Here is a 25,970-nt window from a genome sequence, read left to right on the forward strand (position 1 = left end):
CGGTTCCAAAATAGGTAATCGACAATGAAGCTTGTGCGTTTCCAGACCGCAGCAGGAGTCCACATCGGAGCAGTCGTGGGAGAGGAGATCGTCGACCTGTCGGCATCGGGTCTGCCCTATGCAACGATGCTGGAGCTGGTCGCCGCCGGCGATGCCGGGCTCGACCAGGCCAGAGCTGCCCTTGATCGGGCCGAAACGCGAGTGGCGTTCAGTCGATCACCCATCCTCTGCCCGATCGAGAAACCGGGCAAGTATCTGGCAATCGGCATGAATTACGCCAAGTATCTGGAAGAAGCTGACAAGCTCGGGGTCGCGCGATCGAACAATCAGGTCTGGTTCAACAAGCAAACCACATGCCTCAGCGGGCCGTTCGACGAGATCGACCCTGGGGTCACGGAGAAGCTGGACTATGAAGTCGAACTTGGCCTCGTGATCGGCAAGCCGGCCAAGCATGTGAGGGTGGAAGACGCCTACGCTCATATTTTTGGCTATTTTGTCGCCAACGACGTTTCCGCGCGCGATTGGCAGTTTCATTCGTGGACCTTTACCATGGGCAAGTCGTTCGATACGCACGGACCAATCGGCCCCTGGATTGTCACGGCAGACGAAATCGCGGATCCGCAGAAGCTTGACTTGCGCTGCTTCGTCAACGGTGAATTGTGCCAATCGAGCAATACCGCCCAGATGATCCATCGGGTGGCGGAGCAGATTTCCTATCTATCGACTGCATTTACACTCGAATCCGGGGATTTGATCGCGACCGGCACCCCCGAGGGAGTCGGGGTCAGCATGGAGCCGCAGTGTTTCCTCAAGAGCGGCGATGTCGTTCGTTGCGAGATCGACGGCATCGGCGCGATCGAAAGCACCGTGAAGTAAGAAGGTGGCTGACAACGGCAAAGCGTTTCTTGGCCTCGCCCGCGCTGAGGATCACTCAGGCGACAGCATCGATCGCAATCGATCCGTCGAAAGGACGATCAGCTGGCCGCCGTTCAGATGGACCAGCCCATCGGCCTGAAACTGCTGAAGCACCTTGTTGACCGTCTGACGTGATCCTCCCACCATAAGCGCTAACTCGCTTTGCGTCAGCGGGACGGACAGCGCGATGCCGGCGGGAGTCGGGCGGCCGAAACTGCGCGCCGTGGTGAGGATCCGACTGGCCACACGGGCGGAAATGGCCTCAAGATGGGCATCTGCGAACAACCCGCTCAAGAGTCGCATGTGACGCGTAACCAAGCGGATGAGGGCGTCATCAAATGCCCTGTGTATGCTTCGCAGGTGGTCAAACCCTGTCCGATCGAGCACCTCAACCTCGCACGCTTCATGGGCCTCTGCCGTTTGCGGGCGCATCTCCCCGTCGACGAGGCTGCTCGTGCCGAAGCAATCGCCTGGCTGGAAAAGCAGATACAGGAGTTCACGCCCGTCCGAGCGGGCGACCGATAGTCTTACCGCGCCAGACACCAGTCGATACATCTGGTTTCCAGCATCCCCTTGGTTGTAAATCAGTTCGCCCTGACCGAAATGTCGGTTCCGGGCTGCCGCATGAAATGCTTCGCGCGCGCTCTCGGGGAGCCACTGCAATAGATCAAAGGGTGACGCAGACATTCTTTTCTCCTAAATCACTGCCGGTCCCATCCAAGCATATATAATTTTGCTTCCTTGTCGCCTAGGCGACAGCGATGGGGCGGGCGCCTCGACTATGCTATCTCGGAAAAATTGGGAGAGATCTTTTGACGCGTTCAATCGACTCCGCCGAGTTGCGAGCGGCCAGCCTGGACGACAAATGGACGGTCGAGAACGGCCCGGTTGTCCTGAATGGCAACCAGGCCATCGCAAGGGTTTTGCTTGCACAGGCGGCGCTCGATCGTCGGGCGGGGCTTCGCATAGCTGGCTACATCACCGGCTATCGAGGCTCGCCGCTCGGCAATGTTGATACGACGCTCTGGTCGATCGGAGACAGGTTGAAGGCGGCTGGCATTATGTTCCAGCCGGGCGTGAATGAGGATCTCGCTGCGACGGCGGTTCGCGGCACACAACAGTTCGATCAGGTGCCCGGCCCCAAGGTCGACGGCGTATTCGCCGCCTGGTACAGTAAAGGCCCGGGCGTCGACCGCTCGGGCGATGCCTTGAAACACGGCAATTTCGCCGGCGCGCACCGCAATGGGGGCGTGCTGTTATTCTATGGCGATGACCATGCCGGCAAATCGTCCACCGTCGCCCATCATAGCGAGCAGGCGATGGCGGCGAGCCTCATCCCTTCGCTCTACCCCGCCGACGTCTCCGAGCTAATCGAATTCGGCCTGCTCGGCTTCGCGCTCTCGCGCTATTCGGGCAGTTGGGTGGCCATGAAGTGCGTCAACGATGTCGCGGAACAGACCGCGACCGTCGATCTGGCGCTGGGTGATTTCGCGCCGGTGCTGCCGCCGCTAGGCGAGGATGAGATCGCGGCGGTGCATAGCCGCCAGGGGGCATTCGACCCGTTGGGCGAGGAGCGCGTGGTGGTGGAGCGGCGGCTGCCGCTGGTGCACGCGTTCGTGCGCGCAAATGGCATCGACCGTCCCATGATCGCCGCCGAAACGCGCGGGCTCGGCATCGTCACAGCGGGCAAGGCCTATGGCGACACGCGCGCAGCGCTCGCGCTCCTTGGGCTGGACGACCATGCGGCTGCGGCCACCGGCATCTCACTCTACAAGATCGGATGTATCTGGCCGCTGGAACCCGATGGCCTCGCCGCCTTCGCGCGTGGGCACGAAACCCTGCTCGTCGTGGAGGAGAAGCGCCCCTTCCTGGAGGAACAGATCGCCGCTCTCCTCATCAACGAGGCCGAGCGCCCGCTGGTGATCGGCAAGCGCGACGAAAGCAAGGCGCCGCTCCTTTCGGCCACCGATCCGCTCGATTCGGTAAGCATCGCCCGCGCGATCGCCGGGCGGCTGGAGCGGCTCGGTCGGCTGGATGACGCTGTGCGCCTGGCACGCGACGCGTTGGCCGGAGGCAGCGACAATGGCTCGCCCACGCTCCGGCGCACACCTTATTTCTGCTCGGGCTGTCCGCACAACCGGTCTACCCGGTTGCCCGACGGCAGCATCAGCATGACTGGCATCGGCTGCCACACGATGGTCAGTTTCGTGCGGCCGGAGCAGGCTCTGTTGCCGACCCAGATGGGCGGCGAGGGGGGCAACTGGCTCGGGGTGGCGCCCTTTACCGAGACGCCGCACATTTTCCAGAACATGGGCGACGGCACCTATTATCATTCGGGGCTGCTCGCCATCCGCGCCGCCGTCGCCGCCAGGGTCAACATCACCTACAAGATCCTATACAACGACGCGGTCGCGATGACGGGCGGCCAGCCCGTGGACGGACCGATCTCGGTGGCCCAGATCGCGCGTCAGGTGCGCGATGAAGGCGTCGAGCGGATCGCCGTCGCGAGCGACGAGCCATCACGCCATCAGGGCGACGCCGGCTTCCCCCGGAATGTCGAAATCCTCCACCGCGATCGGCTGGACGACATTCAGCGCGAGCTGCGCGAAACGCCCGGATGCACCGTGCTGATCTACGAGCAGACCTGCGCGGCGGAAAAACGGCGCCGGCGCAAGCGCGGCACTTTTCCCGATCCGGCGCAGCGCCTGTTCATCTCCAGGGAGGTTTGCGAGGGATGCGGCGACTGCTCGGTTCAGTCGACTTGCGTCAGCCTGGTGCCGGTCGAGACGCCATTCGGTCGCAAGCGCGCGATCGACCAGTCGAGCTGCAACAAGGATTTTAGCTGCCTCAACGGCTTTTGCCCGTCCTTCATCACCGTTCGCGGAGCGGAGCCGCGCAAGCCCGACGCGCTGGCGATCGACGAATCGATACTGGAGACCCTGCCGGAACCCGAGGTTGCGCGGCGCGGCCGGGACTTCAATCTGATGGTGGCGGGCATTGGCGGCACCGGCGTGGTCACTGTCGGCGCACTGATCGGCATGGCCGCGCATCTGGAAGGCAAGGCCATGTCGCTGTTTGACATGACCGGCCTCAGTCAAAAGAATGGCGCGGTCTACAGCCACGTCCGCATCGGCAGCGATCCCAAGGCCATCGCCACCCAAAGGGTCGGGCGCGGCGAGGCCGACCTGATCCTCGCGTTCGATGTGGTCGCGGCGGTGGCGCCCGAATCAGCCGACACGATCGGCGCGGGCCGCACGCGGGTGATCGCCAACGCCGACGTCGAGCCCACCGTCGCCTTCCAGTTCGACCGCGATGCGACAGCAGACCCGACGCTGCTGCTCGGCCGGTTGAGACGTGCGGCGGGCGAGGGGAACGTTATGCTCGTTCCGGGTTCCGAGCTTGCGCTCGCCTTCCTCGGCGACAGGATTGGAACCAACCTGTTCCTGCTCGGCATCGCCGCGCAGCAGGGGTTGTTGCCGCTCGGCATCGCCGCGATCGAGCGAGCGATTGCCCTCAACGGCGTCGCGGTCGACTTCAATCTGAAGGCGTTCCGGCTCGGCCGGCTCCACGCGGTCGATCCGAGCCGCCTGACCGAGCTTATCGCCGCAAGCCGCAGCAATTCCGCGGCCCCGCCGCAGACGCTGGCTGAAATCATGGTGCATCGTGCCACCCATCTGGAGGCCTATCAGGATCGGGCGCTGGCCGAACGCTACCGCGCTTTCGTCGCGCGCGTCGCGGCGGCCGAGCACGCGATCCGGCCGGGGGAGGAAGCCATCGCCCGCACCTTCGCGCGCAGCTACGCAAAGCTGCTCGCCTACAAGGACGAGTATGAGGTCGCGCGCCTGCTGACTCGGCCAGAACTGCATGCCGAGATCGCGCGCACGTTCCAGGACGGCGCGAAGATCAGTTTCAACCTTGCGCCGCCGATCTTCACGCGGCCCGGCGTGGGCGGCCGCCCCGCCAAGCGCGAATTCGGGCGCTGGATGCTGACGGCGATGCGCGTGCTGGCGCGCATGAAGCGTCTGCGCGGCACTTGGCTCGATCCGTTTGCCCGCACCGGCGAGCGGCGTGACGAGCGCGCGCTGATCGAGGAATATGAAGCGTTGGCCGAGCGCATGCTCTCGATTCTCGCGCTTGGAAACCACGCAGCTTTTGTGCGCCTGCTCGCAATGGTTGACGAGGTTCGCGGCTACGGCCCGGTCAAGGCGGGCGCGATCGAGCGCTACCGCCGTGATGTGGCGGCGGCGGAAGCCGCGTTGTCGGACGTGCAGGATAGGGACACGGGGGCTGGCCGTCGCAGCGCAGCAACCTGAACGGAGCCGGCGCTTGCCGCAAAGTGACTTGGGAGACCAAGGCGTCGATTGATTATGGCCCAGCCGTGTCGTGTAACTTCGCCTATAGCTGCAACATGGCGGAAAAGGGTTGCAGCCTAAGTTCGATCTCGATTGCCGCCGCGCGTAGACGGGCGAAATAGGCCTGGGGACGCACGGGGCCTCCCTTGTGCGTCACGACCAACGAGATCGCCGCGATCACGCGCCCTTCCAGTTGGATTGGCACGGCTATGCACACCAAACCCGGCAAGATTTCCTGCTCGTCCAGTGCATAACCGGATCGTCGGATGCGATCGAACTCCGCCGAAAGCGCCTCAGGCGTTGTCAGCGTGTGAGGCGTGAGAGCGACGAAAGTCCCGGATGAAAGATAATCATTGCGCTGGGTTTCGGGCATATGAGCAAGCAGTGCTTTTCCCAAGCCGGTGCAATATGCCTCCAGTTGCATGCCTTGGCGCGACAAGGCGTGATCCTCGGCATCGCCCTCCTTGATGAGATAGGTCATCATGCCATCTTCCAGCACGCCCAGGTGACAGATGCGACTGGTGCGACGCGATAGCTTTGCCAGGATCGGGGCAGCGATCTGCACGAGGATCCTGTTCGTTTCGTTCTCGGGGCGGGCCAGCCGCCGCAACGTCGGGCCGCTGATATAACGACCGCGGCTGACGGGCACGATGAAGCCCGCCTGTTGAAGACCCGTCAAAAGCCGATGCGCCGTTGAAAGAGGTAGCCCCGCGGCGGACGCCAAGGCTGACATCGATGCAAAGTCGCCCTCGAGAACATGGACGAGCAGGGCAAGGGACTTGTCGAGGGATAAGGGCGGCGATGTCCGGCTAACGCTCATGCAGCTTTATTCCGCATCGTGGGAAGTTTTGGCAAGGCGAGATTGCCCTTGTCTCACTGTGCTGCATAGTGATTTTCCTATGAACAGAAACCTTGACCTCGTGGCACGGATGCTGCGCGATGCGTATCACGGCCCTCCAATCGCCCCCCTGCGGGATTTCCTCGACCCTCTTGATGCCGAGGGCGCTTATGCCGTGCAGGCCATAAACACCAAATATTGGGAGGCTCAGGGGCGAAGGCTGGTCGGCCGCAAGATCGGCCTGACGGCCGATTCGGTCCGCCGCCAGCTTGGTGTCGATCAACCCGATTTCGGCGCTTTGTTCGCGGACATGGAAATTCCTGACGGAGGCGTACTCGATCCGGCGCAGGTGATCCACCCCAAGGCCGAGGCGGAAATTGCCTTCATCATGGGCCGCGATCTTGAGGATCCCGACGCATCGCTGGAGACGGTCATCGCCGCCATCGACAAGGCCGTTCCCTCTATCGAGATCGTCGATAGCCGTATAGCGGATTGGCAGATCACCTTCGCCGATACCGTGGCGGACAACGGCTCCTCGGCCTTTTTCGTGCTTGGAACCGATCCGCTCCCGCATGCCGAACTCGATCTCTACAGCTGCGGCATGGTGACGGAAGTCAACGGCTCCGTCGCGTCCGTGGGCTCTGGCGCAGCCTGCCTCGGCCACCCCTATAATTCGGTGCACTGGATCGCTCGGATGCTGGCGAAGCTCGGCGAGCCGCTGCGGGCGGGCGATGTCCTGCTGTCGGGCGCGCTTGGCCCGATGGTCACGCTCGCACCGGGAGATCATGTGCGGATCCACATCGGTGGCATCGGCAGTTGCGCTCTCACTTATGGAACTGAATCATGACCGACAGAATCAAGGCGGCGATCATCGGATCGGGCAATATCGGCACCGACCTGATGATCAAGATGATCAAATACCCCCAGAATATGGAACTTGTCGCGGTAGTCGGCATCGATGCGTCTTCCGAGGGGCTGGCGATGGCACGCGAACGTGGCATCGCGACCACGCATGAGGGGATCGAAGGGCTGAAGAAGCTTCCCTTCTATTCGGAGATCGGCGTCGTGTTCGACGCGACGTCCGCTTATGCCCACAAGGTGCATGACGAAGCGTTGCGCGCCGACGGGAAGCTGGTGGTCGATCTGACCCCGGCGGCAATCGGCCCCTTCACCATCCCGCCGGTCAACATGGATGCGAATCTGGACGCGACCAACGTCAACATGGTGACGTGCGGCGGTCAGGCGACCATTCCGATGGTGGCTGCGGTGAGCCAGGTCGCCAAGGTTCATTATGCGGAGATCGTCGCATCGGTGTCGTCGCGCTCGGCCGGTCCCGGCACGCGCGCCAATATCGATGAGTTCACCCGCACCACCGCGCGCGCGATCGAACAGGTCGGCGGCGCGGAAAAGGGCAAGGCGATCATCATCCTCAATCCCGCCGAACCCCCCATGATCATGCGCGACACGGTCTTCACCCTGTCCGAAGGCGCCGACGAGGAAGCCATCCGCGCCTCGGTCAAGGCGATGGTCGCCAAGGTGCAGGCCTATGTGCCGGGCTACCGCCTCAAGCAGGAGGTGCAGTTCGAACGCTATGGCGACAACAACAAGCTCAAGCTTCCGGGGCGCGGCGAATTCACCGGCATCAAGACCTCGATCTTTCTCGAGGTCGAAGGCGCCGGCGATTATCTGCCGAGCTATTCAGGCAATCTCGACATCATGACGGCCGCGGCCAAGGCGACCGGAGAACTGCTCGCCCAGCGCATTCAGGCGGGGAGGGTCGCGGCATGAGCTTCGACGTCAACACGCAGAAACTCTACATCCAGGACGTGACGCTGCGCGACGGCATGCACGCGATCCGGCACATGTATGGCCTCGATCATGTCGCCGCGATCGCCAGGGCGCTCGACGAGGCAGGTGTAGATGCCATCGAGGTTGCGCACGGCGACGGCCTGTCCGGAACGAGCTTCAACTATGGGTTCGGCGCGCATACCGACTGGGAATGGCTGGAAGCGGTGGCGGAGGTGCTGAACAAATCGGTGCTGACGACGCTGATCCTTCCCGGCCTCGGGACGGTCGAGGAGTTGCGCCGCGCCTATGATCTCGGGGTTCGCTCGGTCCGCGTCGCCACCCACTGCACCGAGGCCGACGTGTCGAAGCAGCATATCGGCATCGCTCGCGATCTCGGCATGGATGTGTCGGGTTTCCTGATGATGAGCCACATGATCGAGCCCGAGGCGCTGGCGCAGCAGGCATTGCTGATGGAAAGCTACGGCGCACATTGCGTCTATGTGACCGACAGTGGCGGAGCGCTCGACATGGATGGCGTCCGCGCGCGTTTTCAGGCCTATGATCGTGTGCTGAAGCCCGAAACGCAACGCGGCATGCACGCGCACCACAATCTGGGGCTGGGCGTCGCCAATTCGATCGTTGCGGCGCAGGAAGGCGCGGTGCGGATCGACGCCAGTCTGGCCGGTATGGGCGCTGGCGCGGGGAATGCGCCGCTCGAAGTGTTCATCGCCGCGGTCGATCGCAAGGGCTGGAACCACGGTTGCGATGTGATGAAGCTGATGGATGTGGCCGAGGATCTCGTCCGTCCGCTTCAGGACAGGCCGGTGCGCGTTGACCGTGAGACGCTGGCGCTCGGTTATGCCGGTGTCTATTCCTCCTTCCTTCGCCATGCGGAAAAGGCGGCGGATGATTATGGCCTTGATACCCGTGCGATCCTTGTCGAACTGGGCCGACGCAAGATGGTCGGCGGTCAGGAAGACATGATCGTCGATGTCGCTCTCGACATGCTGAAGGCTTAGGCGAGCGTTATAGTGCGCAGAAGAGCCCTGATCCGATCTGGTCAGGGCTTTTTTGTGCGATGATGTAGTGGCGGATGTCCGCAACAGCGCCAGCCGCTGAAAGATCGACAGACCGGACAGCCTGTGACCAAGGCCAACATATAAGCGGCGGTTGCCGGCAGGGGCGCTAGGTGACAGATCATTGTTCGTCTCCCGCCGAACTGCTAACAATCGAGGCAGCGCCAACGGAGGCCGCGGCTGTGGTTGGCGAGAAGCATTCTAGGGGACCGGCAACGGTATCAAACCAGAACGCTTCGAGGGATGGGGAATTGCTGTGGAAGGCGGGTCTAGATCGACCCGGCAGGCTATGGGATGGATCTGAGGCAACTTCGTTATTTCGTCTCGGTCGCCGAATTGCGCAGCTTCACGGATGCTGCCAGCCGGCTGAATATCGTTCAGTCGGCTCTCAGCCGACAAATCTCCAGATTACAGGAAGATCTGGGTGTGGCACTGTTTGCGCGAGACGGCCGGCGCGTCCGTTTGACGAGAGCCGGAACGCGCCTGCTGGATGCTGCAACTCAACTCCTTCTCGACGCCGAAGCGCTCCGTTCGCTCGTTCGGGATGCCGCCGACGAGGTGGTCGGAACCGTCAACTTCGGAACCCATCCGTCAGACGGAAATATCCTCTTTCCGCTCTTGTTCAAGAAAACGCGGGAGTTGTATCCGGGCGTGCACATCGATCCGGTGCAGTCCATGACTGCCGAACTCCAGGAACTGCTGGTGAAAGGTCGGCTCGACCTGGCCATCATCACCTTTCCCGATCCGATCCCCGGAATAGATGTTCAGCCGCTCGCACGGGAGAAATTTTACCTCGTGGCGCCAGCCGACATGCATCCGCTGCCTCATGGAACATGTAGCACGCAGCAGGCGCTGGGCGTGCCGCTCATTTTGTCTCATCTTCCGCAGCGGGAGCGCTGTCACATCGAAACTTTGGCCAAGAAGAGCGGCATCACCCTTAACGTAAGCGTAGAAGCGGACTCGCTTTCCCTGATGAAATCGCTTTCGACGCTGGGCTACGGATCGCTGCTCCTGCCGGAAACCGCGGTGCTGGAGGAAAGGCGTGACCCGGCCTGGCACGCAACCGTGCTCAGCGATCTTACGCTTACACGCTATATCGCCCGGCGCGTCACACCCACTCCGAGCAACGCCGTCACGTGCGTCTACGAGATTCTCATGGAGGAAATCGAAAATCTCAAAAGCATCGGTGTGATGTTTTGATGCCGCGTGCCACGTCGTCGCGGTCCAGCGGACCGGCGCAGTTTTATCTTGAGATGAGATGAGTCTGTTGCCGGGCAGGCACTCGATAAAGGCAAGGTTGGCCGATAAATCCTTAAGCACGCCAACGCCGCGCCGATGTGCAGCCGGTCGGGTGGCTCAGGAGAGATGCATGTTCCCACAGACAGAGGCAATCAGCTGGAATATTGATCAGATCGGATATGCCGATCTTGATGGAAAAGCTGGCTTTAAGATGGCGATCCACCGGGTCGGGGAACGCTGGTACCTATATACTGCCTTGCTCTGGGAGCCGGGCTTCGTGATCCTGGACATCACCGATCCCCATTCGCATCGCTATATCAAGCATGTTCCCGGTCCAGCGGATACGATGACGTTCCAGATTCAGATCGCGGACGGCAAGATGATCACCGCGATGGAGGCAATCCCGGATTTTCTCGGCGGCCATGAGGGGCCATGGGAGCATGAGGGCTTTGCGATTTGGGATTTGGAGGATCCCGAAAATCCTCAACAATTGGGCGTTTTCAAGACGGGCGGATCGGGAACGCATCGCAATTATTATGACGGTGGCCAATATGTCTACGCAACGGGCCTGCCCGATGGGTATGATGGTCACATCTTGCAGATCGTCGACATTTCCGATCCTGCAAATCCCACGGAAATCTCCCGCTGGTGGCGCGAAGGGCAGTGGCTTGCCGGTGGGGAAGGGGGCGTTTCGGCAGGAACGCTTCTGCATGGCGGGGCTTATGTAAAGGGCGATCGCGCCTATTTGCCCTATAGCGCGGGCGGCTTTGTCATTCTGGACATATCGGACAAGAAAGCGCCGAAGCTGGTGAGCGATCTTCCTTTCTCGCCGCCGTTCGAGCATTATATTGCCGTTCATACGGCTCTTCCGTTGCAGGACCGGCCTTTGGTGATCGTCAATTCCGAGGCGATTCTGGAGAATGGAGCCGGATCGCTGGGCTATGCCGGCATCGTAGATGTCAGCGATGAGACAAAACCCCGCCTGATCTCCCTGTTCCCTCTGCCGGAGCCGCCCCCGGGTGCTCCCTATAAAAACTTCGTCGAGCGAGGCGCCAGGTTCGGGCCGCATAACCAGCACCAGTGGCAATATCAGGATGTCCTCCTGAATGATGAAAATATCTGCTTCCTGACATATTTCAACGCCGGGCTGCGGGTATATGATGTCTCCGATGAACGTCTGCCCAAGGAAATTGCCTATTTCATGCCGCCAGACCCAACGGATCGGCGCGGTCCCTGGCCGACTACGGGTTTGATTACCCAAACCGAAGACGTGCTGGTCGACTCGCGCGGATATATATTCATCAGCGACAAGAATCAGGGTCTGTACATACTTCGTCTTTCTGAAACTCGGACTCCGCGTACAACTTGATCCAGTAATGCTCGGCAAGCGTTGCCACTTTTTCCGTATTGGTGCAGAATTGAGGTGACGCCGCTGTTGGCGCGCCCAGCATTTCCCGAATGTTCCAAACCCGAGGTGAGGTAAAGTCATGGTTTCTGTTGATCGCGATGCACCGGTTCTGTGTATTCATGAACTCGAAATCAACGCTTCGCCGGATCAGGTGTGGGCGGTCTTCATCGATGTCGCCGGTTGGGTCGACTGGATGGAGCCGATAACCGCGGCGCGACTGGACGGCCCTCTGGCTTCCGGTTCCATCATTCACTGGAGTGTCGCCGGGGTGGATATGAGTGTTTCGGAGATCGATATTCCCTCGAAGATCGCTGAAGTCGAGCCCGGCCGGCGGTTGGCCTGGACGGGTGACGCCGGCGGCCTTACCGGCACACATGTGTGGGACTTCGAGCCGAGCGGCACCGGGACCAGGCTGACGAACTCGGAATCGATATTTGGCGCGGAAGATCCTGCTCAGGTCACGAAAGAGTTAGGCGTTTTTCTCCAGCTCTGGAATGCCCGGCTCAAGGCTACTGTAGAGCAACGCTATGGCGGCGCCGATTCGTGAGATAAGACGGGCGTTGCCACAGGACTAGCGCGTATCGGCGGTAGTCGATCCGCGCTTCAGCTACCCCGGTGACGCGCCCAACCCGTCACAGCGACCGAGGCCAGCGAACTCCGACCCGCCAGGGCGTGGAGAATGATGTCGGATCAATCTATTTGCAGGCCCGGCATCCGAAAGGGGCGCTTCCGGGATCAGGTCCGGCACGGCCGCCATCGGCCTGAACAATCTCGATATCAGATAGATAACATCTAGGATCGCTGCTCGATAAAATGGCGAGGGCTGGGTAGAATTCAGGCCACAACAAAAGACCCCTCCCGGAAAGCCGCTGGGGGTCGGGAACAGTTATTTTGGAGGGGGAATATGCAATCACGGTTTCTTGCATCGGCTGCTGCGCTCGTCGTGCCCATCGTTTTGCCTGCCGCTGCCTCGGCTCAGACATCAGTCGCGTCGACTTCGTCCACGGAAGCTGGAGTGCCGCAAAAAGCGGCCCAGCCCGCTCCTGCGGAACTCGGTGAAATCATTGTCACTGCCAACCGACGCTCAGAAAACGTCCAGAAAGTGGCGGCAACCATCAGTGTGATAGGCGGCGAGTCGCTGACCAGCTCGGGCATTACCAGAAGCAACGAGATTTCCCAGGTCGTGCCGAACGTCACAATTTCGTCGACATACAGCAATACCAACCCCCGCATTTTCATCCGCGGTGTCGGCACAGCGGACTTCAATCCGAATGCCGCCAGTCCGGTCGGCGTCTATGTTGACGATGTCTACATCGCTTCGACAAATGCGATCGCATTCAACCTCTTCGACATTCAGCGGGTTGAGGTATTGAGCGGGCCACAGGGGACGCTTTACGGGCGAAATACGACTGCCGGCGCGATAAAATATTTCTCCAAAATGCCGACCGATCGCCTCTCGGGCGATATTACGGTTCGCGGAGGCAATCTCGGCGACGCCTTTGTTGAAGCGGCGCTGTCGGGGCCTTTGGCGGGTGACGCCCTGACGGGCCGCGTGGCGTTCACGGCGGAGCGTCGGGATGGCTATATGGTCAATCGACTGACGGGTAAAAGCACCGGAAACGACATCAGGACCTGGGCCGGGCGCGGTATATTGAAGTGGGAGCCGTCCAGCGACTGGCGTTTCGTCCTGAACGTGCACGGCGGTAGATCGAACCCGCATACCGCAACCTTCAAGTCGCGCGGAACATTGACTGCGACCGGACAAACCTGTTCGCTGGAGGCGCAGCGCGCTTATGCATGTTATGACGTGCTGGGCTATAGAGACACGCCTGACCTGCGCTCGAATGCCATCAATCGCGTCGGGCGGGAGGTTATCGAAAATTATGGCGGCTCCCTGTCGATCGACAAGGATTTCGATTGGGCAAAGCTGAGCAGCATCACGGCCTATAACAGGGTCCATCTCACCCGTGTCGAGGATACGGACAGCTCACCCAACGAAAGCCTTGAATTCACTTACGATCAAACCAGTTATCAGGTCACCCAGGAGCTGCGGCTTGCATCTCCCGGGGGTGATAGACTGAACTGGATCATCGGGGCGTATTATTTTTTCGAGAATGTGGATTACAACAATCAGTATGACAGCCTCCGGGCGCTCCGGCCGAGTTTCGGATTTGACCCATCGTTCGGCATCCTGTTCGCCGATCACTTCTTTCACCAGAAAAATTGGGCATATGCCGCATTCGGACGAGCCGATTATGCCATAACGGACAAGCTGAAGCTTACGGCTGGCCTGCGCTATACCTATGAGCGCAAGACCTATAGCGAGAACATAGCCCTCGTAGAGCCGACTTTTTCGGTTCCCGTTGTGGACGTCGCTGGAAAGATATCGAACGGCAACGTCAGCGGAGACATCATAGCGAATTATCAGATCACGCCCGACGCGATGGTCTACGCCTCGGTTTCTCGCGGCTTCAAGAGCGGCGGCGTCAACGGCGGAGTCGTGTTCGACCCCGCAGAGGTGACCACGTTTACGCCGGAAACGATCACGAGCTACGAGGCGGGCGTGAAATATCAGACGCCGGATCATCGGCTGACACTGAACGTGTCGGGCTTCTATTATGACTATAAGGATCTTCAGGTTTATTCGCTGTTGCAGCCCGCCGGTGGGGGCATCCCCAAGCAGTTGCTTGATAATGCTGCTACCGCAAGGGTTTATGGTCTGGAAGGAAGTTCGGCTCTGGCCATCACGAAGAACATCAGGTTCAGAGGTTCCTTGGGCCTGCTCAGCGCCAAGTTCACCGATTATCAGTCGGAGTCGGCGGCAAATGACTATACCGGCAATACGCTGGCCCGTGCGCCGAAACTGACCGCATCCCTTGGTCTTGACGCAAGCACGCCAATTTCATCAAATCTTGCCCTGTTCGGAAGCTTTGACGCTTCCTATCGCACGAAGGTGTTCTTCTACCCGAATAATGACCCACGGTTCGAGCAGCCCGGATATTGGCTGTCAAATGCCAGGATCGCGATCGGATCGCAGGCGAAGACGTGGCAGGTGGCGCTGTGGGGCAAGAATATTTTCAATAAGAAATATTATCGCGATATCGTCGATTTCACTAACTATGGTTTCACGGAACCCGCCGTTGGCGAACCGGCAACTTATGGCGTTGAAGCAACGTTCCACTTCTGAGAGCGGGGCCAGTCCGATCCTCCTCCCGACCACCATATTCTGGTTGGATGGTCGGGAGGAGGATTGGACGCATGAGGCAATGGCATCCAGGCCCGATGGGCGGGGGAGTTACATGACGATAGCAGGCATCGAAACACTTGTGCGCGACATTGAGAACGCGCCCCAAATGGCGCGCTTCTTCAAGGATGGCGAGCCGGGACGGTCGCTTGGCCGTGTCGCGCGCGAGCAAGCGCCAGCCAAAGCCGCGATGGGACACCACTGATGGCAAAAGTGGTTATATCCTGCGCTGTTACCGGTTCGGCGCACACGCCAACGATGTCCGATGCCTTGCCCATAACGCCGGAGGAGATTGCCGCGCAGGCGATCGAGGCCGCAGAAGCCGGCGCCGCCATTCTTCACCTGCACGCCCGCGTGCCGGAGGATGGCCGTCCGACCGGTGATCCCGACATATACCAGCGCTTTCTGCCCGTCATCAAGCAGGCCACCGATGCCGTTGTGAACATCACCACCGGCGGGGCAGCGACGATGAGCGTGAAGGAGCGCCTTGCCGCCGCTGCCAAATTCCAGCCGGAAATGTGCTCGCTCAACATGGGCTCGCTGAATTTCGCCTTTTTCCCCGCCGCAAAGCGGATCAGCGAATGGAAATATCCTTGGGAAAAGGATTATGTCGTTAATTCAGACGATTACATCTTCCGCAACACCTTCCGCGACATGGCCTATATCCTGGAGACGATGAGCGATGCCGGAACCCGGTTTGAGCATGAATGCTATGACGTCGGGCATCTTTACAACCTTGCCCATTTTCTCGATCGGGGCCTGATCAAGCCCAGCTTTTTCGTGCAGATGATATTCGGCATCCTGGGCGGCATCGGACCCGATCTCGATAATCTCATGTTCATGAAGCAGACTGCGGACCGGCTCTTCGGCCGCGACACCTTTCAATGGTCGGTCTTGGCGGCGGGCCGGCACCAGATGCCTTTCCTCACTCAGGCTGCGCTGATGGGCGGCCATGTGCGCGTGGGCCTGGAAGACAGCCTGTTCATCGAGCGTGGCAAGCTCGCGGTCTCCAACGCCGAGCAGGTGGGCAAGATCGTGCGTATCCTGCGCGAAATGGGGCATGAGCCGGCCAGCCCCGCCGAAGCGCGGGAGATTTTGGCGCTGAAGGGCGGCGACCGGGTCGCCTACTGAGTGGTTGAGAGAGCGACGAATAAGGTGGCAAAACCTCTTTCGTGATCGGCCCTTCCCCTTGGATACTAGGAAGATCGCATGACGCTTATACGAACGGGTAAGGGGGCTAACCCCCTTCATGGGTGGCAGTTCGATCCGGAACAGGCCCGCTTTGTCGGTCACGATCTTCAGCGCCCGGAATGCATTCTTGCCGAACGCGACGGCACATTGTGGGCAGCGGACGCTCGCGGTGGGGTCATGAAGATTGTGCCCGGAAATGGCCAGGAGTTGATCCTTCAGTCGGTTGACGGGCATTTCGATTTGCAGGCCGACGCCGCTGCAAGCTTGCTCGGCGGCACTTTGCCCAACGGCCTCGCGTTTGCGCCCAATGGCGACATATTGATCGCCAATTTCGGCACCGACCGGCTCGAACGCATGACCCGCGAGGGCAGGACGCGGGTGCTTTGCGACAGCATCGACGGCCAGCCGATGGGCAAGGTCAATTTCGTCCTGAGCGACAGCCGCGGCCGCATCTGGCTGACCATTTCCACCCGAACCAATCCCTGGAACGATGCGCTCCGTCCCGATCTCGCGGACGGCTACATCGCGCTGATGGACGAGCACGGCTTCAGGATCGTCGCCGACGGTTTCGCCTTTACCAACGAGATCCGGTTCGACGAGCAGGAGGAATGGCTCTATGTGGCGGAAACCGCGCGTCGCCGCGTAACCCGGCTACGGGTCGGGGCGGATGGATCATTGTCGGGACGGGAAACCTATGGTCCCGACAATCTTGGGCCCGGCTTTATCGACGGCATCACTTTCGATGCCTATGGAAATCTCTGGGCCACCATGATCTTTGCCGATCGGTTGATCGCGATCACGCCGCAGGGAGATGTGCTCACTCTGCTGGAGGACGGCAACCCCGAGGGTCTCGCAGAGATGGAGGCCGCGGTCGCCGGGGGCGATGCGCCGCCCTTCGATGTGCTGATGAAGACCGGCGGCAAGCTGTGTCCGTGGCTGGCATCGGTGACATTCGGTGGGCCCAATTTGGATCAGGTGTATCTCGGCGGCCTGCGCGCGAACAGGATTCCTGTCTTCACCAGCCCGGTCGCGGGCCTGCCCATGGCCCATTGGAACGCGTGATGATGGAAGAAACGCAGTTGTCGCCGGAATGGCTCTCTGGCAAGCGGATTGTGGTCACTGGTGCGGCCAGCGGCATTGGTCTGGGTGCGGCGCAACTGTTCCAAAGGCTGGGCGCGGAACTCGTCTTGTCTGATCGCGATCATTCGGCGCTGATCCAGGCGTGGCCTGCATTGGCGCCAGCCCGTTGCCAACAGGTCGATGTGGTGGATGAGGCGGCCTGTGAAGCACTGATGGCCAGTGCCAACGCCCTCCTTGGCGGTATCGACGGTGTGTTCAACAGCGCGGGCGTCAGCGATGTCGTCGCGCCGGCGCTGGAAGTCGATATAGCCGACTGGCAGCGCGTAACCGATATCAACCTGCGCGGCACTTTCCTTGTTTGCCGGGCGGCCGGCAGGATCATGCTGAGGCAAGGGTCTGGATCGATCGTCACCATATCTTCGGTCAATGGCGTGACTGGCATACCCAGGCGACATGCCTATGGCCCGGCCAAGGCCGCGATCGCACAATTGACGCGAACGCTTGCCTGCGAATGGGCAGGCGCGGGCGTGCGCGTCAATTCGCTCGCCCCTACCTATATCCGCACGCCCATGATTGATCGGCTGAGAGCAGAGGGCAAGGTCGATCTCGGCCGACTTGAGCGACGAACACCGATGGGACGGCTCGGCGAGGTAGAGGAAGTCGGCGCAGCGGCCGCCTTTCTGTTGTCGGACTGGAGCCGCTTTCTCACAGGCGTATTGCTACCGGTCGATGGCGGGTGGCTGGCTTATGGCGGACCCGGTGATGTCGAGACCGCTTAAGTTCGCCGGTCATGGACACGATCGGGCAAATCACGTCTGTCGATGTTCTCTAATCGCCTTGGTCAAGTGCTGATCTCTCAGCGATCCATCCTGCGTGCCGGGCTCTTGGGTTCTCTCCGGGGTCACCGCGTCGGGTGCCGCACGTTTGCGTTCCAGGTCGGGTGGATCGAAGTGGTGTGCGCGGTCATTGCCGCTAACCTGGGAGCGATCTCACCCTCGCCGCGCGTCCCGGCTGGACGCATTCCGTTGTGCTGATGATCAGTGTCGTTTCAGTTGCGAGATCTATGCCATCGCCGGCTCCCGGAAGGGCGTGTTAGTGCGCCACATCGCATGCAATGTTACAGCAAGTTTCCGCGCCAGAGCCACCTTGGCTTTCCGGGGTCCTGTTCTTTCGGCGATAGCTTTGGCCCAGCTGCGTAAGCGTGGGCCACCAAGGTCCCGACAGACGATCGCATTCGCCGCCTCGAACAGGCATTTCCGCGTGAACCCATCCCCGCGTTTCGAGATGCGACCGTTCCGGCTAATCTCGCCAGACTCGTAGCGCCTTGGCGTCAGCCCGAGGTAGGCACCGGCGCCGGACGACCGTCGGAACCGGGCGGCATCATCGAAGGCTGCTACTACGGACATCGCTGTGATCGGTCCTACACCGGGGGCGGTCATTAACAATCTGACCGTCGCATGCCGCTTGGCGATCGCCCTGATCCGCTTGTCGAGTGTTGCTATGTGAGACAGAATGTCGCGGCGAGCCTGTATCAGCGTTTTAAAAATCGGGATGAGTTCTGGGGCAACCAGCAGTTCCTTGGCGATGATTTCGTCGGCCCGACGCTTGAATCCACCGACACGCTTGCCAAACATAACACCAAAGGTCTTCAAAAGCCCCCGGACCTCGTTCTCCAGCCGAACCCGCATTCCGACGAACGCTTCCCGGGCTGTCAGCATCGCCCGATTGACGTAGGCGTCGTGGCTCTTGATCTGCACAGCCTTGAACCAGCCGGTCCGTACGATCTGGGCCAGACCACGGGCATCATGACGATCGGTCTTGTTGGGCATCATTTTCAACACACCGTTGGCATGGCGCGCGTCCAGACAGATGATCGGCACCTCTCGCGCCACCAATTCGTTCCAAAGCCAGACAGCCAGAGGGCCAGTTTCCATGCCGACCCGCTCAAGGCCATCTGATCGCTCCGCGAGCCAATTGGCAATCGCCTCCGGGCAGGTCGGCACCTTGGCCTCCGCCAGCATCGCGCCGTCCTGGTCCACCATGCAAATCGCCGTCTGATCCTGCGACACATCCAGAGCTGCAAACACCGCCATTGCATCCTCCTTGTTCAAAGCTTCGGCATAAAGTGTCGAAGCGGAAGTCCCATTCTGCATCAGTTGTTGAGATATGGGGCGTGGCGATTACGCTAAGTGGTGTAATTGGGGTTGTGAGACTGGCGGGGGGCAAGCTCGCGAGGAACCATGAGCTTGACCGTTCGCTGTCATCTGCTGCGCCGGCGCTATGCTGAACCAGCCGCTGGATGCGGCGGAAATTCTCACCGCCCGGTTGCTGGGTTCGGTCGCCTATGACCGGGCGCGCGAACTGCTCGGCGAAGAAATAAGGGCAATGGTTTTCGTTCCCCTCAGTCCGCGCCAGGTCGAGTGCATCGCGCTTGTGGCCCAGGGTAAGGGGGCGTTTGCGGGAGGGGGCGAAATCCTACGCTAAGGATTTTGGCCAGCGATATTCGCCGGTCAGGTTGATGTGCTGCCATCACAGCGGCGAGACATGGTCGAGGAGGTCGGGCGGGACGGCAGCGCAGCAGCGGCCCGATCAAATCCCATTCTTCCTCCGAAAGACCAATCCGCTCGCCCAACGCTCCCTCCAAATAGCAGCCTTGAATCAAGCCCGCGTCACCCAGTCAAGCTTTGTCCACGAAACCTCGGTTCCAAGGGTATCTACATACTCGCGATCGATCAGAACAATCGCGCTTTACCGATCAATCTGACCGATGCGAACAAAGGGCAGATTGGGAGCGGCGGCACGTCGATCCTGGTAGGCATCCTTGTCCGCGCGGGGAAGGAGGTCGCCTGCAAAGCCTCGGAGAGGTCCGTCTGATCAAGCCATCCTAGTCGGAACTGAAAAGTGTCCTCTGCGACGGACAAATGCAGATAGAAGACTTACATAGAGGCATGCCAGAAGGGGCGGGAGGATTCCTGCCTCGACCCTTTGTTGTCGCTCAGCGGGCCAAAATCGTTCGCCGGCAGCGGACCTTCCGCTCAGACCTTACCGGCAAATGTTCGAGCATCGAAATCAGCCTGTGGCTCCCAAGAACAGGATCAGGGAGCGGAGCCTTGGAAATGCTATGCCTTGCAACGCCAGGGAGTCGGCGACAGCCTATCTCTCAGTGACTGTAGGAAGGCATTCGTCCGGCCACTTCGCCCTTGCCGAGCGTGAAGAAGAGCCACAACGTCAGCGGCAGACAGCGACCAATGCGGCAGGACTTCCGTCAGTCGTCCAGCGGCGAGGTCTTCGGCCACATCCCATTCGCTCCGCACGATCACGCCCAGCCCGGCCAGCGCCCAATCACGAATGATTTCGCCGTCATTGCTCGATAGGCTGGGCTTTATCCGGACCGTTACCTTGCCATGTCTGGCGTGGCTGAAGCGCCACAGCGTGACATCCTCATTATTCTCCCGAAGTGCCAGGCAACGATGCGCGGCAAGGTCCATCGGATTTTCGAGCGGACCGGCACTCGCCAGATAGGCTGGAGCCGCGCAGAGGATGCGCCGATTGGGGGCAAGCGTCGTGACCAGCCGGTCGCTTTCCGGCAGGGCGCCGATATGGACGATGATGTCCCAGCTTTCCGACATCTGCCGGATCGGGCTGTCCGACAGTTCCAGCGTGGCCGAAGCTGCGGGGTGATCCACGGCGAATTGCTGCACGATCGGCGCGACGTGGCGTCGGCCGAAACCATAGGGCGCGGCAACGCGCAAATGGCCGCGTGCCTGGCTGGTCCGGCTGGCCAATCGCTCGGAGAGGTCGTCGATCGCTCCGATGATCGTGGCCCCTTCCGAGGCGACGAGTTCGCCTTCATCCGTGAGGCTGAGGCCGCGCGAGGTGCGGTCGATGAGCTTGACGCCGACCTTTGCCTCCAGCGCGCGCAGGCGCTGGGTGACGGCGGGCGGCGTCACATTGAGCCTGCGCGCGGCCTCGGCCAGTGAGGGGGAGCTTGCGATCATGTGGAAGAAGGTCAGATCGTCGGTCGAGATCATTAGGTCGTACCTTAATTCAACATAAAGATCAGATTAATTGCAGCATTCACGATTTGGCATATCCTGCGCGTCGGAACAACGGCCCATGACCGCAAAAGCGCTGCCCGCCTGACCCTGAAAGATTGGATGAATGACCGTGCTGTCTTGCGATCAAATCTATGTCGATGGCTGCTGGCGGGCACCGGCAGGAGGCCTGCCGTCCATCGCCGTGACCAGTCCAGTGACCGAGGAGATCATCGGATCGGTCGCGGCCGGCAGCGCGCCGGATGTGGACATGGCGGTCGCGGCGGCTCGCAAGGCTTTCGCTTCCTTCCCGCTGACATCGCCCGCTGAGCGATCGGCCCTGCTGCACACTATCCTGACGTTGATGGACGAACGGTTCGAGGAACTTGCGCAGGCGATCACCCTCGAAATGGGCTGCGCCATCGCCTTTTCGCGCGCATCGCAGGTCCCGTTCGGCATCGCGCATGTCCGCGCCGCGATCGCGGTGCTGGGCGAATATGCCTTCATCCGCCAGCAGGGGACGACGGCCATCGCAAAGGAGGCGATCGGCGTCTGCGGCCTCATCACCCCCTGGAACTGGCCGCTCTACCAGATCACGGCCAAGGTCGCGCCGGCCATCGCGGCGGGCTGTACCATCGTCCTCAAGCCCAGCGAATTGTCGCCCTTCAGCGCCCATCTGTTCGCGCAGATCATGCATGATGCCGGGACGCCGCCGGGCGTCTTCAACATGGTGAGCGGAACCGGCCCGGAGGTTGGCGCGGCCATCGCGTCGCATCCCGATATCGACATGATCTCCATCACCGGATCGACCCGGGCCGGCGTGCTGGTCGCGCAGGCGGCCGCGCCGACCGTCAAAAGGGTCACGCAGGAACTGGGCGGCAAATCGCCCAATATCCTGCTGGACGATGCCGATTTCGCGCAGGTCGTGCCACTCGGCGTGGCGGCGGCGTTCCGCAATGTCGGGCAGTCGTGCAGCGCACCGACGCGGATGCTCGTGCCTGCCGGACGACTGTTGGAAGTCGAAGCGCTGGCCGTTGCCGCTGCGGCATCGATGACGGTGGGCGATCCGCTGGCGGAAGACACGGTTCTCGGCCCCCTCGCCAACCGCGGCCAGTTCGACAAGGTGCAGGCCATGATCGGCGTCGGCATCGCGGAAGGCGCGAAGCTGCTATACGGTGGGCCGGATCGACCCGAAGGCCTGTCGCGCGGCTATTTCGCCAGACCGACGATCTTCTCCGAAGTCCGGCCGGATATGCGGATCGCCCAGGAGGAAATCTTCGGCCCGGTCCTTTGCCTGATCCCTTATCAGGATGAAGAGGACGCCATCTGTATCGCCAACGACACCATCTATGGCCTGGGTTCCCATGTCCAATCGGGCGATCTTGACCGTGCGCGCCGCGTCGCCGCCCGGATCAGGGCCGGACAGGTGCATATCAACCATCCCGCCTGGGACGGCTTTGCCGCGTTCGGCGGCTACAGGCAGTCCGGCAATGGCCGCGAATATGGCGTCTTCGGTCTGGAGGAATATCTCGAAACCAAGGCGATATTGGGCTATTTCCCGGCATGAGCGATCCGCTTTTCAGCCGGCGCGACCTGCTCGGAACGGGCTTGGCGATGAGCGCGGGCGGCATCCTCCTGCCAGGCGCCGCCGCCAGTGCAAGTCGCCCACGCACCGGCGGGCGCATCCGTGTCGCCAGTACGTCGACCTCGACGGCGGACACGCTCGATCCCGCCAAGGGCGCGCTCAACACCGACTATGTCCGGCACTTCATGCTCTATAGCGGCCTCACGGAACTGGATCGAGCGCTCAATCCCCGGCCGGCACTGGCCGAAACCATGGTCAGCCGGGACCAGACAGTCTGGCATGTGCGGCTGCGCAAAGGCGTGACCTTCCACAATGGCAAGAGCCTGACATCGGCCGATGTGGTCTTTTCCCTGCTCCGCCATAAAGACCCGCGCGTCGGCTCGAAAATGGCCGACATCGCCCGGCAGTTTGCACAGATCAGGGCGACCGGGCCGCTGGAATTACAGATCAGACTGGTCGGTCCCAACGCCGATCTGCCCGCAATCCTCGCCCAATCCCATTTCCTGATCGTCGCGGACGGGCAAAAGGATTTCCGCTCGGCAAACGGGACCGGCCCTTTCAGACTGGCCCAGTTCCGCCCCGGCATCCGCACACTGGTCCGGCGCAACCCCAATTTCTGGAAGCCCGGCAAACCCTATCTGGACGAGATCGAACTGATCGGCATCCCGGACGAGGTCAGCCGGGTCAACGCGCTGCTTTCGGGCGACGTGCACCTCATCAACGCGGTCAATCCCCGGTCGACCCGGCGCATCCTCGCGTCGCCTGCCCACGGCATCATCGAAACCAAATCCGGCCTCTACACCAATCTCATCATCCGGCAGGACCGGCTGCCGACATCCAACCCGCATTTCAACGCGGCGATCAAATATCTGCTCGACCGGCCGCTGATCAACCGCGCGCTGTTCCGCAACTATGCGACCATCGCCAATGATCATCCCATTCCGCCTTCCCATCCCTATTTCCGCACCGACTTGCCCCAGACCAAACTCGATCTGGATCGGGCAAAATGGCACCTGCAAAGGTCGGGCATCGCCGGTATGCGCCTGCCACTCTATGCCTCCCCGGCGGCCGAAGGGTCGGTCGATATGGCATCGGTCCTTCAGGAATATGGCTCGCGCGCGGGCTTGAACCTTGCCGTCAACCGCGTGCCGGCAGACGGTTACTGGTCGACGCACTGGATGAAGCATCCGCTCGGCTTCGGGAACAGCAATCCCCGCCCCACCGCCGACATGATCTTCAGCCTGTTCTACAAGTCGGATGCGACCTGGAATGAATCGGGCTGGAAGAACCCCCGGTTCGACCGTCTGCTGCTGGAAGCGCGGGGAGAGTCGGATCAGGCGAAGCGCAGGCAGCTTTACGGGGAGATGCAGGGCCTTGTGCGCCAATATTGCGGCAGCGCCATCCCCGTTTTCATCAGCCTGCTCGATGGCCATGATCGCCGGGTGAGGGGCCTCTATCCCGTGCCTTTGGGCGGTTTCATGGGATATACATTTGCCGAACATGTCTGGTGGGACGGGTAAGGGGTTAAGCCTGACCTTATCCAGACATGCATGAACCGTTAATTGCGTGATTGCACAGCGTCATGCAGCATCGCCTTCAAGATCAGCAAGGACATAGACCGTGAGCGCAGCAGAGACTTTGGAAAATGTTCAGAACCCGGACACCGGCACGCGCCTTGGCGATCTGGAAACGCCCTGCCTTGTTCTGGACGCGGACCGCATGGACCGCAATATCGCCCGGCTGCGGGAACGGCTCGTCCCGTTGGACGTGACCCTGCGACCGCACCTCAAGACGGCGAAATCGGTGGAGGTCGCCCAGCGCGTCATGGCCACGCCCCAGGGGCCGGCCACGGTATCGACCCTCAAGGAGGCGGAATTTTTTGCAGCGGCGGGCGTTCGCGACATCATCTATGCCGTCGGCATCGCTCCGTGGAAGCTGGCCAAGGTCATTGCGCTGCGCAGGCAAGGGGTCGATCTGGCCGTCGTGCTCGATACCGTCGAGCAGGCTCAGGCAGTCGCGGCAGCCTCGCGGGAAGCGGGCGACCCCATTCCCGCGCTGATCGAGATCGATTGCGACGGCCATCGCTCCGGTGTCCTGCCGGGGGAAGGGGATCGTCTTGTCGCGATCGGCAAGGCGCTGGTCGAAGGCGGCGAACTCCGCGGCGTGCTGACGCATGCCGGGGGGAGCTATGCCGCGCGCGGCGAAGAAGCACTGCGCCGCTGCGCTGAGGAAGAGCGCCGCAGCGTCGTGGACGCGGCCACGATCCTGCGCGACGCGGGCTTGCCCTGTCCGGTGGTCAGCGTGGGGTCCACGCCGACCGCGCATCACGCCACGGACCTGACGGGCGTGACGGAAGTGCGCGCGGGCGTCTTCGTCTTTTTCGATCTGGTCATGGCCGGGGTCGGCATCTGCGGGGTCGAGGACATTGCGCTTTCCGTTCTCGCGACCGTGATCGGCCATCAGCGGGAAAAGGGCTGGATCTTGATCGATGCGGGCTGGATGGCGATGTCGCAGGATCGCGGCACGGCAAAGCAGGAGATCAATCAGGGCTATGGCATCGTCTGCGACAGCAGCGGACAGCCCTATGACGATCTGATCCTGGCTGACGCCAATCAGGAACATGGCATCATCATGGTGCGTCCCGGAACGGACGCTTCGCTGCCGGACCTCAAGATCGGCGACCGGGTCCGCATCCTCCCCAATCATGCCTGCGCCACCGGCGCGCAGCACCGCAGCTATCATGTCGTCCATGGCGCCTCGGACATCGTCCATGGCGAGTGGCAGCGCTTTGGAGGATGGTGATGAACGACAGGCCACAACCGATCCTGACCGAAGCCGCACCGGCGCCGGCGGGCCATTATTCCCAGGCCATGCGTTCGGGTGACGATCTTTATATTTCGGGTCAGTTGCCCATCCGCGCCGACAAGGCTCCGCTGCCCGACATGGGCTTTGAGACGCAGGCACGGCAGGCACTCGCCAACATGCTGGCGATCCTGGAGGCGGCGGGCGGCCAGCCGGATGATCTGTGCCGGGTCACCGCTTATATCGTGGGCGTGGAGAATTGGCCGGAATTCAACCGCATCTACGCCGACATGCTCGGCGATGCCCGGCCCGCCCGCACGGTCGTTCCGGTTCCTCAGCTGCATTACGGCTTTCTGGTCGAGGTGGACGCCATCGCTCGCCTTCAGGCCTAGACCTTTCCCCTCGTCAACCGGAGGCG

At 61.4% G+C, this 25,970-nt stretch carries 21 protein-coding genes and 1 pseudogene; 18 read left to right on the plus strand and 4 right to left on the minus strand.

The genetic code is table 11. The annotated features are described in order from the left end of the window. Positions 1–24 precede the first annotated feature (24 nt). Positions 25–876, plus strand: a complete 852-nt coding sequence (locus HUK72_RS23670; protein WP_176599016.1) for a fumarylacetoacetate hydrolase family protein — start codon at positions 25–27, stop codon at positions 874–876. A 51-nt stretch (positions 877–927) separates the two neighbouring features. On the opposite strand, the gene HUK72_RS23675 is transcribed toward HUK72_RS23670, so the two are convergent. Further along, positions 928–1,602 (minus strand): Crp/Fnr family transcriptional regulator, encoded by a 675-nt coding sequence (locus HUK72_RS23675; RefSeq protein WP_176599017.1) that lies wholly within the window; start codon positions 1,600–1,602, stop codon positions 928–930. Positions 1,603–1,727: 125 nt separating this feature from the next. Between HUK72_RS23675 and HUK72_RS23680 the strand changes: the two genes are divergently transcribed. Continuing rightward, positions 1,728–5,228: an indolepyruvate ferredoxin oxidoreductase family protein gene (locus HUK72_RS23680; protein WP_255325978.1), complete on the plus strand. Its 3,501-nt coding sequence runs from the start codon at positions 1,728–1,730 to the stop codon at positions 5,226–5,228. Positions 5,229–5,310: 82 nt separating this feature from the next. Here HUK72_RS23680 and HUK72_RS23685 read toward each other — a convergent pair whose 3' ends face one another. After that, positions 5,311–6,087, minus strand: coding sequence for an IclR family transcriptional regulator (locus HUK72_RS23685; RefSeq protein WP_176599019.1), 777 nt, complete (start codon positions 6,085–6,087; stop codon positions 5,311–5,313). A gap of 79 nt (positions 6,088–6,166) precedes the next feature. Between HUK72_RS23685 and HUK72_RS23690 the strand changes: the two genes are divergently transcribed. The 11 genes from HUK72_RS23690 to HUK72_RS23740 all read left to right on the plus strand — a co-directional run bounded on the left by HUK72_RS23690 (position 6,167) and on the right by HUK72_RS23740 (position 17,910). Beyond that, positions 6,167–6,952, plus strand: a complete 786-nt coding sequence (locus HUK72_RS23690) for a 2-keto-4-pentenoate hydratase (protein WP_176599020.1) — start codon at positions 6,167–6,169, stop codon at positions 6,950–6,952. Next, positions 6,949–7,893, plus strand: coding sequence for an acetaldehyde dehydrogenase (acetylating) (locus tag HUK72_RS23695; protein WP_176599021.1), 945 nt, complete (start codon positions 6,949–6,951; stop codon positions 7,891–7,893). The genes HUK72_RS23690 and HUK72_RS23695 overlap by 4 nt, the downstream gene beginning before the upstream one ends. Beyond that, a complete protein-coding gene (gene dmpG, locus HUK72_RS23700) occupies positions 7,890–8,912 on the plus strand; it encodes a 4-hydroxy-2-oxovalerate aldolase (protein WP_176599022.1) in 1,023 nt (340 codons plus the stop codon). The genes HUK72_RS23695 and dmpG overlap by 4 nt, the downstream gene beginning before the upstream one ends. 351 nt (positions 8,913–9,263) lie before the next feature. Then, entirely contained in the window at positions 9,264–10,169 is a 906-nt protein-coding gene (locus tag HUK72_RS23705) for a LysR family transcriptional regulator (RefSeq protein ID WP_176599023.1), read from the plus strand. Between the two features lie 169 nt (positions 10,170–10,338). Continuing rightward, a complete protein-coding gene (locus tag HUK72_RS23710) occupies positions 10,339–11,577 on the plus strand; it encodes an LVIVD repeat-containing protein (RefSeq protein ID WP_176599024.1) in 1,239 nt (412 codons plus the stop codon). Between the two features lie 118 nt (positions 11,578–11,695). Then, on the plus strand, positions 11,696–12,163 hold the full coding sequence (locus HUK72_RS23715) for an SRPBCC family protein (RefSeq protein WP_176599025.1): 468 nt from the start codon (positions 11,696–11,698) through the stop codon (positions 12,161–12,163). A gap of 357 nt (positions 12,164–12,520) precedes the next feature. After that, on the plus strand, positions 12,521–14,803 hold the full coding sequence (locus tag HUK72_RS23720; protein ID WP_176599026.1) for a TonB-dependent receptor: 2,283 nt from the start codon (positions 12,521–12,523) through the stop codon (positions 14,801–14,803). A 112-nt stretch (positions 14,804–14,915) separates the two neighbouring features. Continuing rightward, on the plus strand, positions 14,916–15,065 hold the full coding sequence (locus tag HUK72_RS23725; RefSeq protein WP_176599027.1) for a hypothetical protein: 150 nt from the start codon (positions 14,916–14,918) through the stop codon (positions 15,063–15,065). Then, entirely contained in the window at positions 15,065–15,991 is a 927-nt protein-coding gene (locus tag HUK72_RS23730; protein ID WP_176599028.1) for a 3-keto-5-aminohexanoate cleavage protein, read from the plus strand. Before HUK72_RS23725 ends, HUK72_RS23730 begins: the two co-directional genes overlap by 1 nt. Positions 15,992–16,069: 78 nt before the next feature. Next, a complete protein-coding gene (locus HUK72_RS23735; RefSeq protein ID WP_176599029.1) occupies positions 16,070–17,113 on the plus strand; it encodes an SMP-30/gluconolactonase/LRE family protein in 1,044 nt (347 codons plus the stop codon). Next, entirely contained in the window at positions 17,110–17,910 is an 801-nt protein-coding gene (locus tag HUK72_RS23740) for an SDR family NAD(P)-dependent oxidoreductase (protein WP_369806081.1), read from the plus strand. The genes HUK72_RS23735 and HUK72_RS23740 overlap by 4 nt, the downstream gene beginning before the upstream one ends. Before the next feature lie 282 nt (positions 17,911–18,192). On the opposite strand, the gene HUK72_RS23745 is transcribed toward HUK72_RS23740, so the two are convergent. Continuing rightward, complete coding sequence (locus HUK72_RS23745; RefSeq protein ID WP_176598517.1) at positions 18,193–19,224, minus strand: IS110 family transposase; 1,032 nt, start codon at positions 19,222–19,224, stop codon at positions 18,193–18,195. Positions 19,225–19,423: 199 nt separating this feature from the next. Between HUK72_RS23745 and HUK72_RS23750 the strand changes: the two are divergent. After that, positions 19,424–19,579, plus strand: a pseudogene (locus HUK72_RS23750) (transcriptional regulator); the annotation flags it as partial. A 671-nt stretch (positions 19,580–20,250) separates the two neighbouring features. Here the strand turns inward: HUK72_RS23750 and HUK72_RS23755 are convergent. Continuing rightward, a complete protein-coding gene (locus tag HUK72_RS23755; RefSeq protein WP_176599030.1) occupies positions 20,251–21,162 on the minus strand; it encodes a LysR family transcriptional regulator in 912 nt (303 codons plus the stop codon). Between the two features lie 130 nt (positions 21,163–21,292). On the opposite strand from HUK72_RS23755, the gene HUK72_RS23760 reads away from it, so the two are divergent. The 4 genes from HUK72_RS23760 (at position 21,293) to HUK72_RS23775 (ending at position 25,944) form a co-directional block, all read left to right on the plus strand. Next, entirely contained in the window at positions 21,293–22,732 is a 1,440-nt protein-coding gene (locus HUK72_RS23760; protein ID WP_176599031.1) for an aldehyde dehydrogenase family protein, read from the plus strand. Next, positions 22,729–24,270 (plus strand): ABC transporter substrate-binding protein, encoded by a 1,542-nt coding sequence (locus HUK72_RS23765; protein WP_176599032.1) that lies wholly within the window; start codon positions 22,729–22,731, stop codon positions 24,268–24,270. Before HUK72_RS23760 ends, HUK72_RS23765 begins: the two co-directional genes overlap by 4 nt. 100 nt (positions 24,271–24,370) lie before the next feature. Continuing rightward, entirely contained in the window at positions 24,371–25,552 is a 1,182-nt protein-coding gene (locus HUK72_RS23770) for a DSD1 family PLP-dependent enzyme (protein ID WP_369806054.1), read from the plus strand. Next, a complete protein-coding gene (locus HUK72_RS23775) occupies positions 25,552–25,944 on the plus strand; it encodes a RidA family protein (RefSeq protein WP_176599033.1) in 393 nt (130 codons plus the stop codon). Before HUK72_RS23770 ends, HUK72_RS23775 begins: the two co-directional genes overlap by 1 nt. Positions 25,945–25,970 lie beyond the last annotated feature (26 nt).

Origin of the sequence: Sphingobium sp. 15-1 (assembly GCF_013375535.1) — a bacterium.
GTDB classification, from domain to species: domain Bacteria; phylum Pseudomonadota; class Alphaproteobacteria; order Sphingomonadales; family Sphingomonadaceae; genus Sphingobium; species Sphingobium aromaticivastans.

What these genes read in the sequence shown, in the direction of transcription:
- HUK72_RS23670 (WP_176599016.1), top strand. Translation starts at nt 25, where the DNA reads ATGAAGCTTGTGCGTTTCCAGACCGCAGCAGGAGTCCACATCGGAGCA.
- HUK72_RS23675 (WP_176599017.1), bottom strand. Translation starts at nt 1,602, where the DNA reads ATGTCTGCGTCACCCTTTGATCTATTGCAGTGGCTCCCCGAGAGCGCG.
- HUK72_RS23685 (WP_176599019.1), bottom strand. Translation starts at nt 6,087, where the DNA reads ATGAGCGTTAGCCGGACATCGCCGCCCTTATCCCTCGACAAGTCCCTT.
- HUK72_RS23690 (WP_176599020.1), top strand. Translation starts at nt 6,167, where the DNA reads ATGAACAGAAACCTTGACCTCGTGGCACGGATGCTGCGCGATGCGTAT.
- HUK72_RS23695 (WP_176599021.1), top strand. Translation starts at nt 6,949, where the DNA reads ATGACCGACAGAATCAAGGCGGCGATCATCGGATCGGGCAATATCGGC.
- dmpG (WP_176599022.1), top strand. Translation starts at nt 7,890, where the DNA reads ATGAGCTTCGACGTCAACACGCAGAAACTCTACATCCAGGACGTGACG.
- HUK72_RS23705 (WP_176599023.1), top strand. Translation starts at nt 9,264, where the DNA reads ATGGATCTGAGGCAACTTCGTTATTTCGTCTCGGTCGCCGAATTGCGC.
- HUK72_RS23710 (WP_176599024.1), top strand. Translation starts at nt 10,339, where the DNA reads ATGTTCCCACAGACAGAGGCAATCAGCTGGAATATTGATCAGATCGGA.
- HUK72_RS23715 (WP_176599025.1), top strand. Translation starts at nt 11,696, where the DNA reads ATGGTTTCTGTTGATCGCGATGCACCGGTTCTGTGTATTCATGAACTC.
- HUK72_RS23720 (WP_176599026.1), top strand. Translation starts at nt 12,521, where the DNA reads ATGCAATCACGGTTTCTTGCATCGGCTGCTGCGCTCGTCGTGCCCATC.
- HUK72_RS23725 (WP_176599027.1), top strand. Translation starts at nt 14,916, where the DNA reads ATGACGATAGCAGGCATCGAAACACTTGTGCGCGACATTGAGAACGCG.
- HUK72_RS23730 (WP_176599028.1), top strand. Translation starts at nt 15,065, where the DNA reads ATGGCAAAAGTGGTTATATCCTGCGCTGTTACCGGTTCGGCGCACACG.
- HUK72_RS23735 (WP_176599029.1), top strand. Translation starts at nt 16,070, where the DNA reads ATGACGCTTATACGAACGGGTAAGGGGGCTAACCCCCTTCATGGGTGG.
- HUK72_RS23745 (WP_176598517.1), bottom strand. Translation starts at nt 19,224, where the DNA reads ATGGCGGTGTTTGCAGCTCTGGATGTGTCGCAGGATCAGACGGCGATT.
- HUK72_RS23755 (WP_176599030.1), bottom strand. Translation starts at nt 21,162, where the DNA reads ATGATCTCGACCGACGATCTGACCTTCTTCCACATGATCGCAAGCTCC.
- HUK72_RS23760 (WP_176599031.1), top strand. Translation starts at nt 21,293, where the DNA reads ATGACCGTGCTGTCTTGCGATCAAATCTATGTCGATGGCTGCTGGCGG.
- HUK72_RS23765 (WP_176599032.1), top strand. Translation starts at nt 22,729, where the DNA reads ATGAGCGATCCGCTTTTCAGCCGGCGCGACCTGCTCGGAACGGGCTTG.
- HUK72_RS23775 (WP_176599033.1), top strand. Translation starts at nt 25,552, where the DNA reads ATGAACGACAGGCCACAACCGATCCTGACCGAAGCCGCACCGGCGCCG.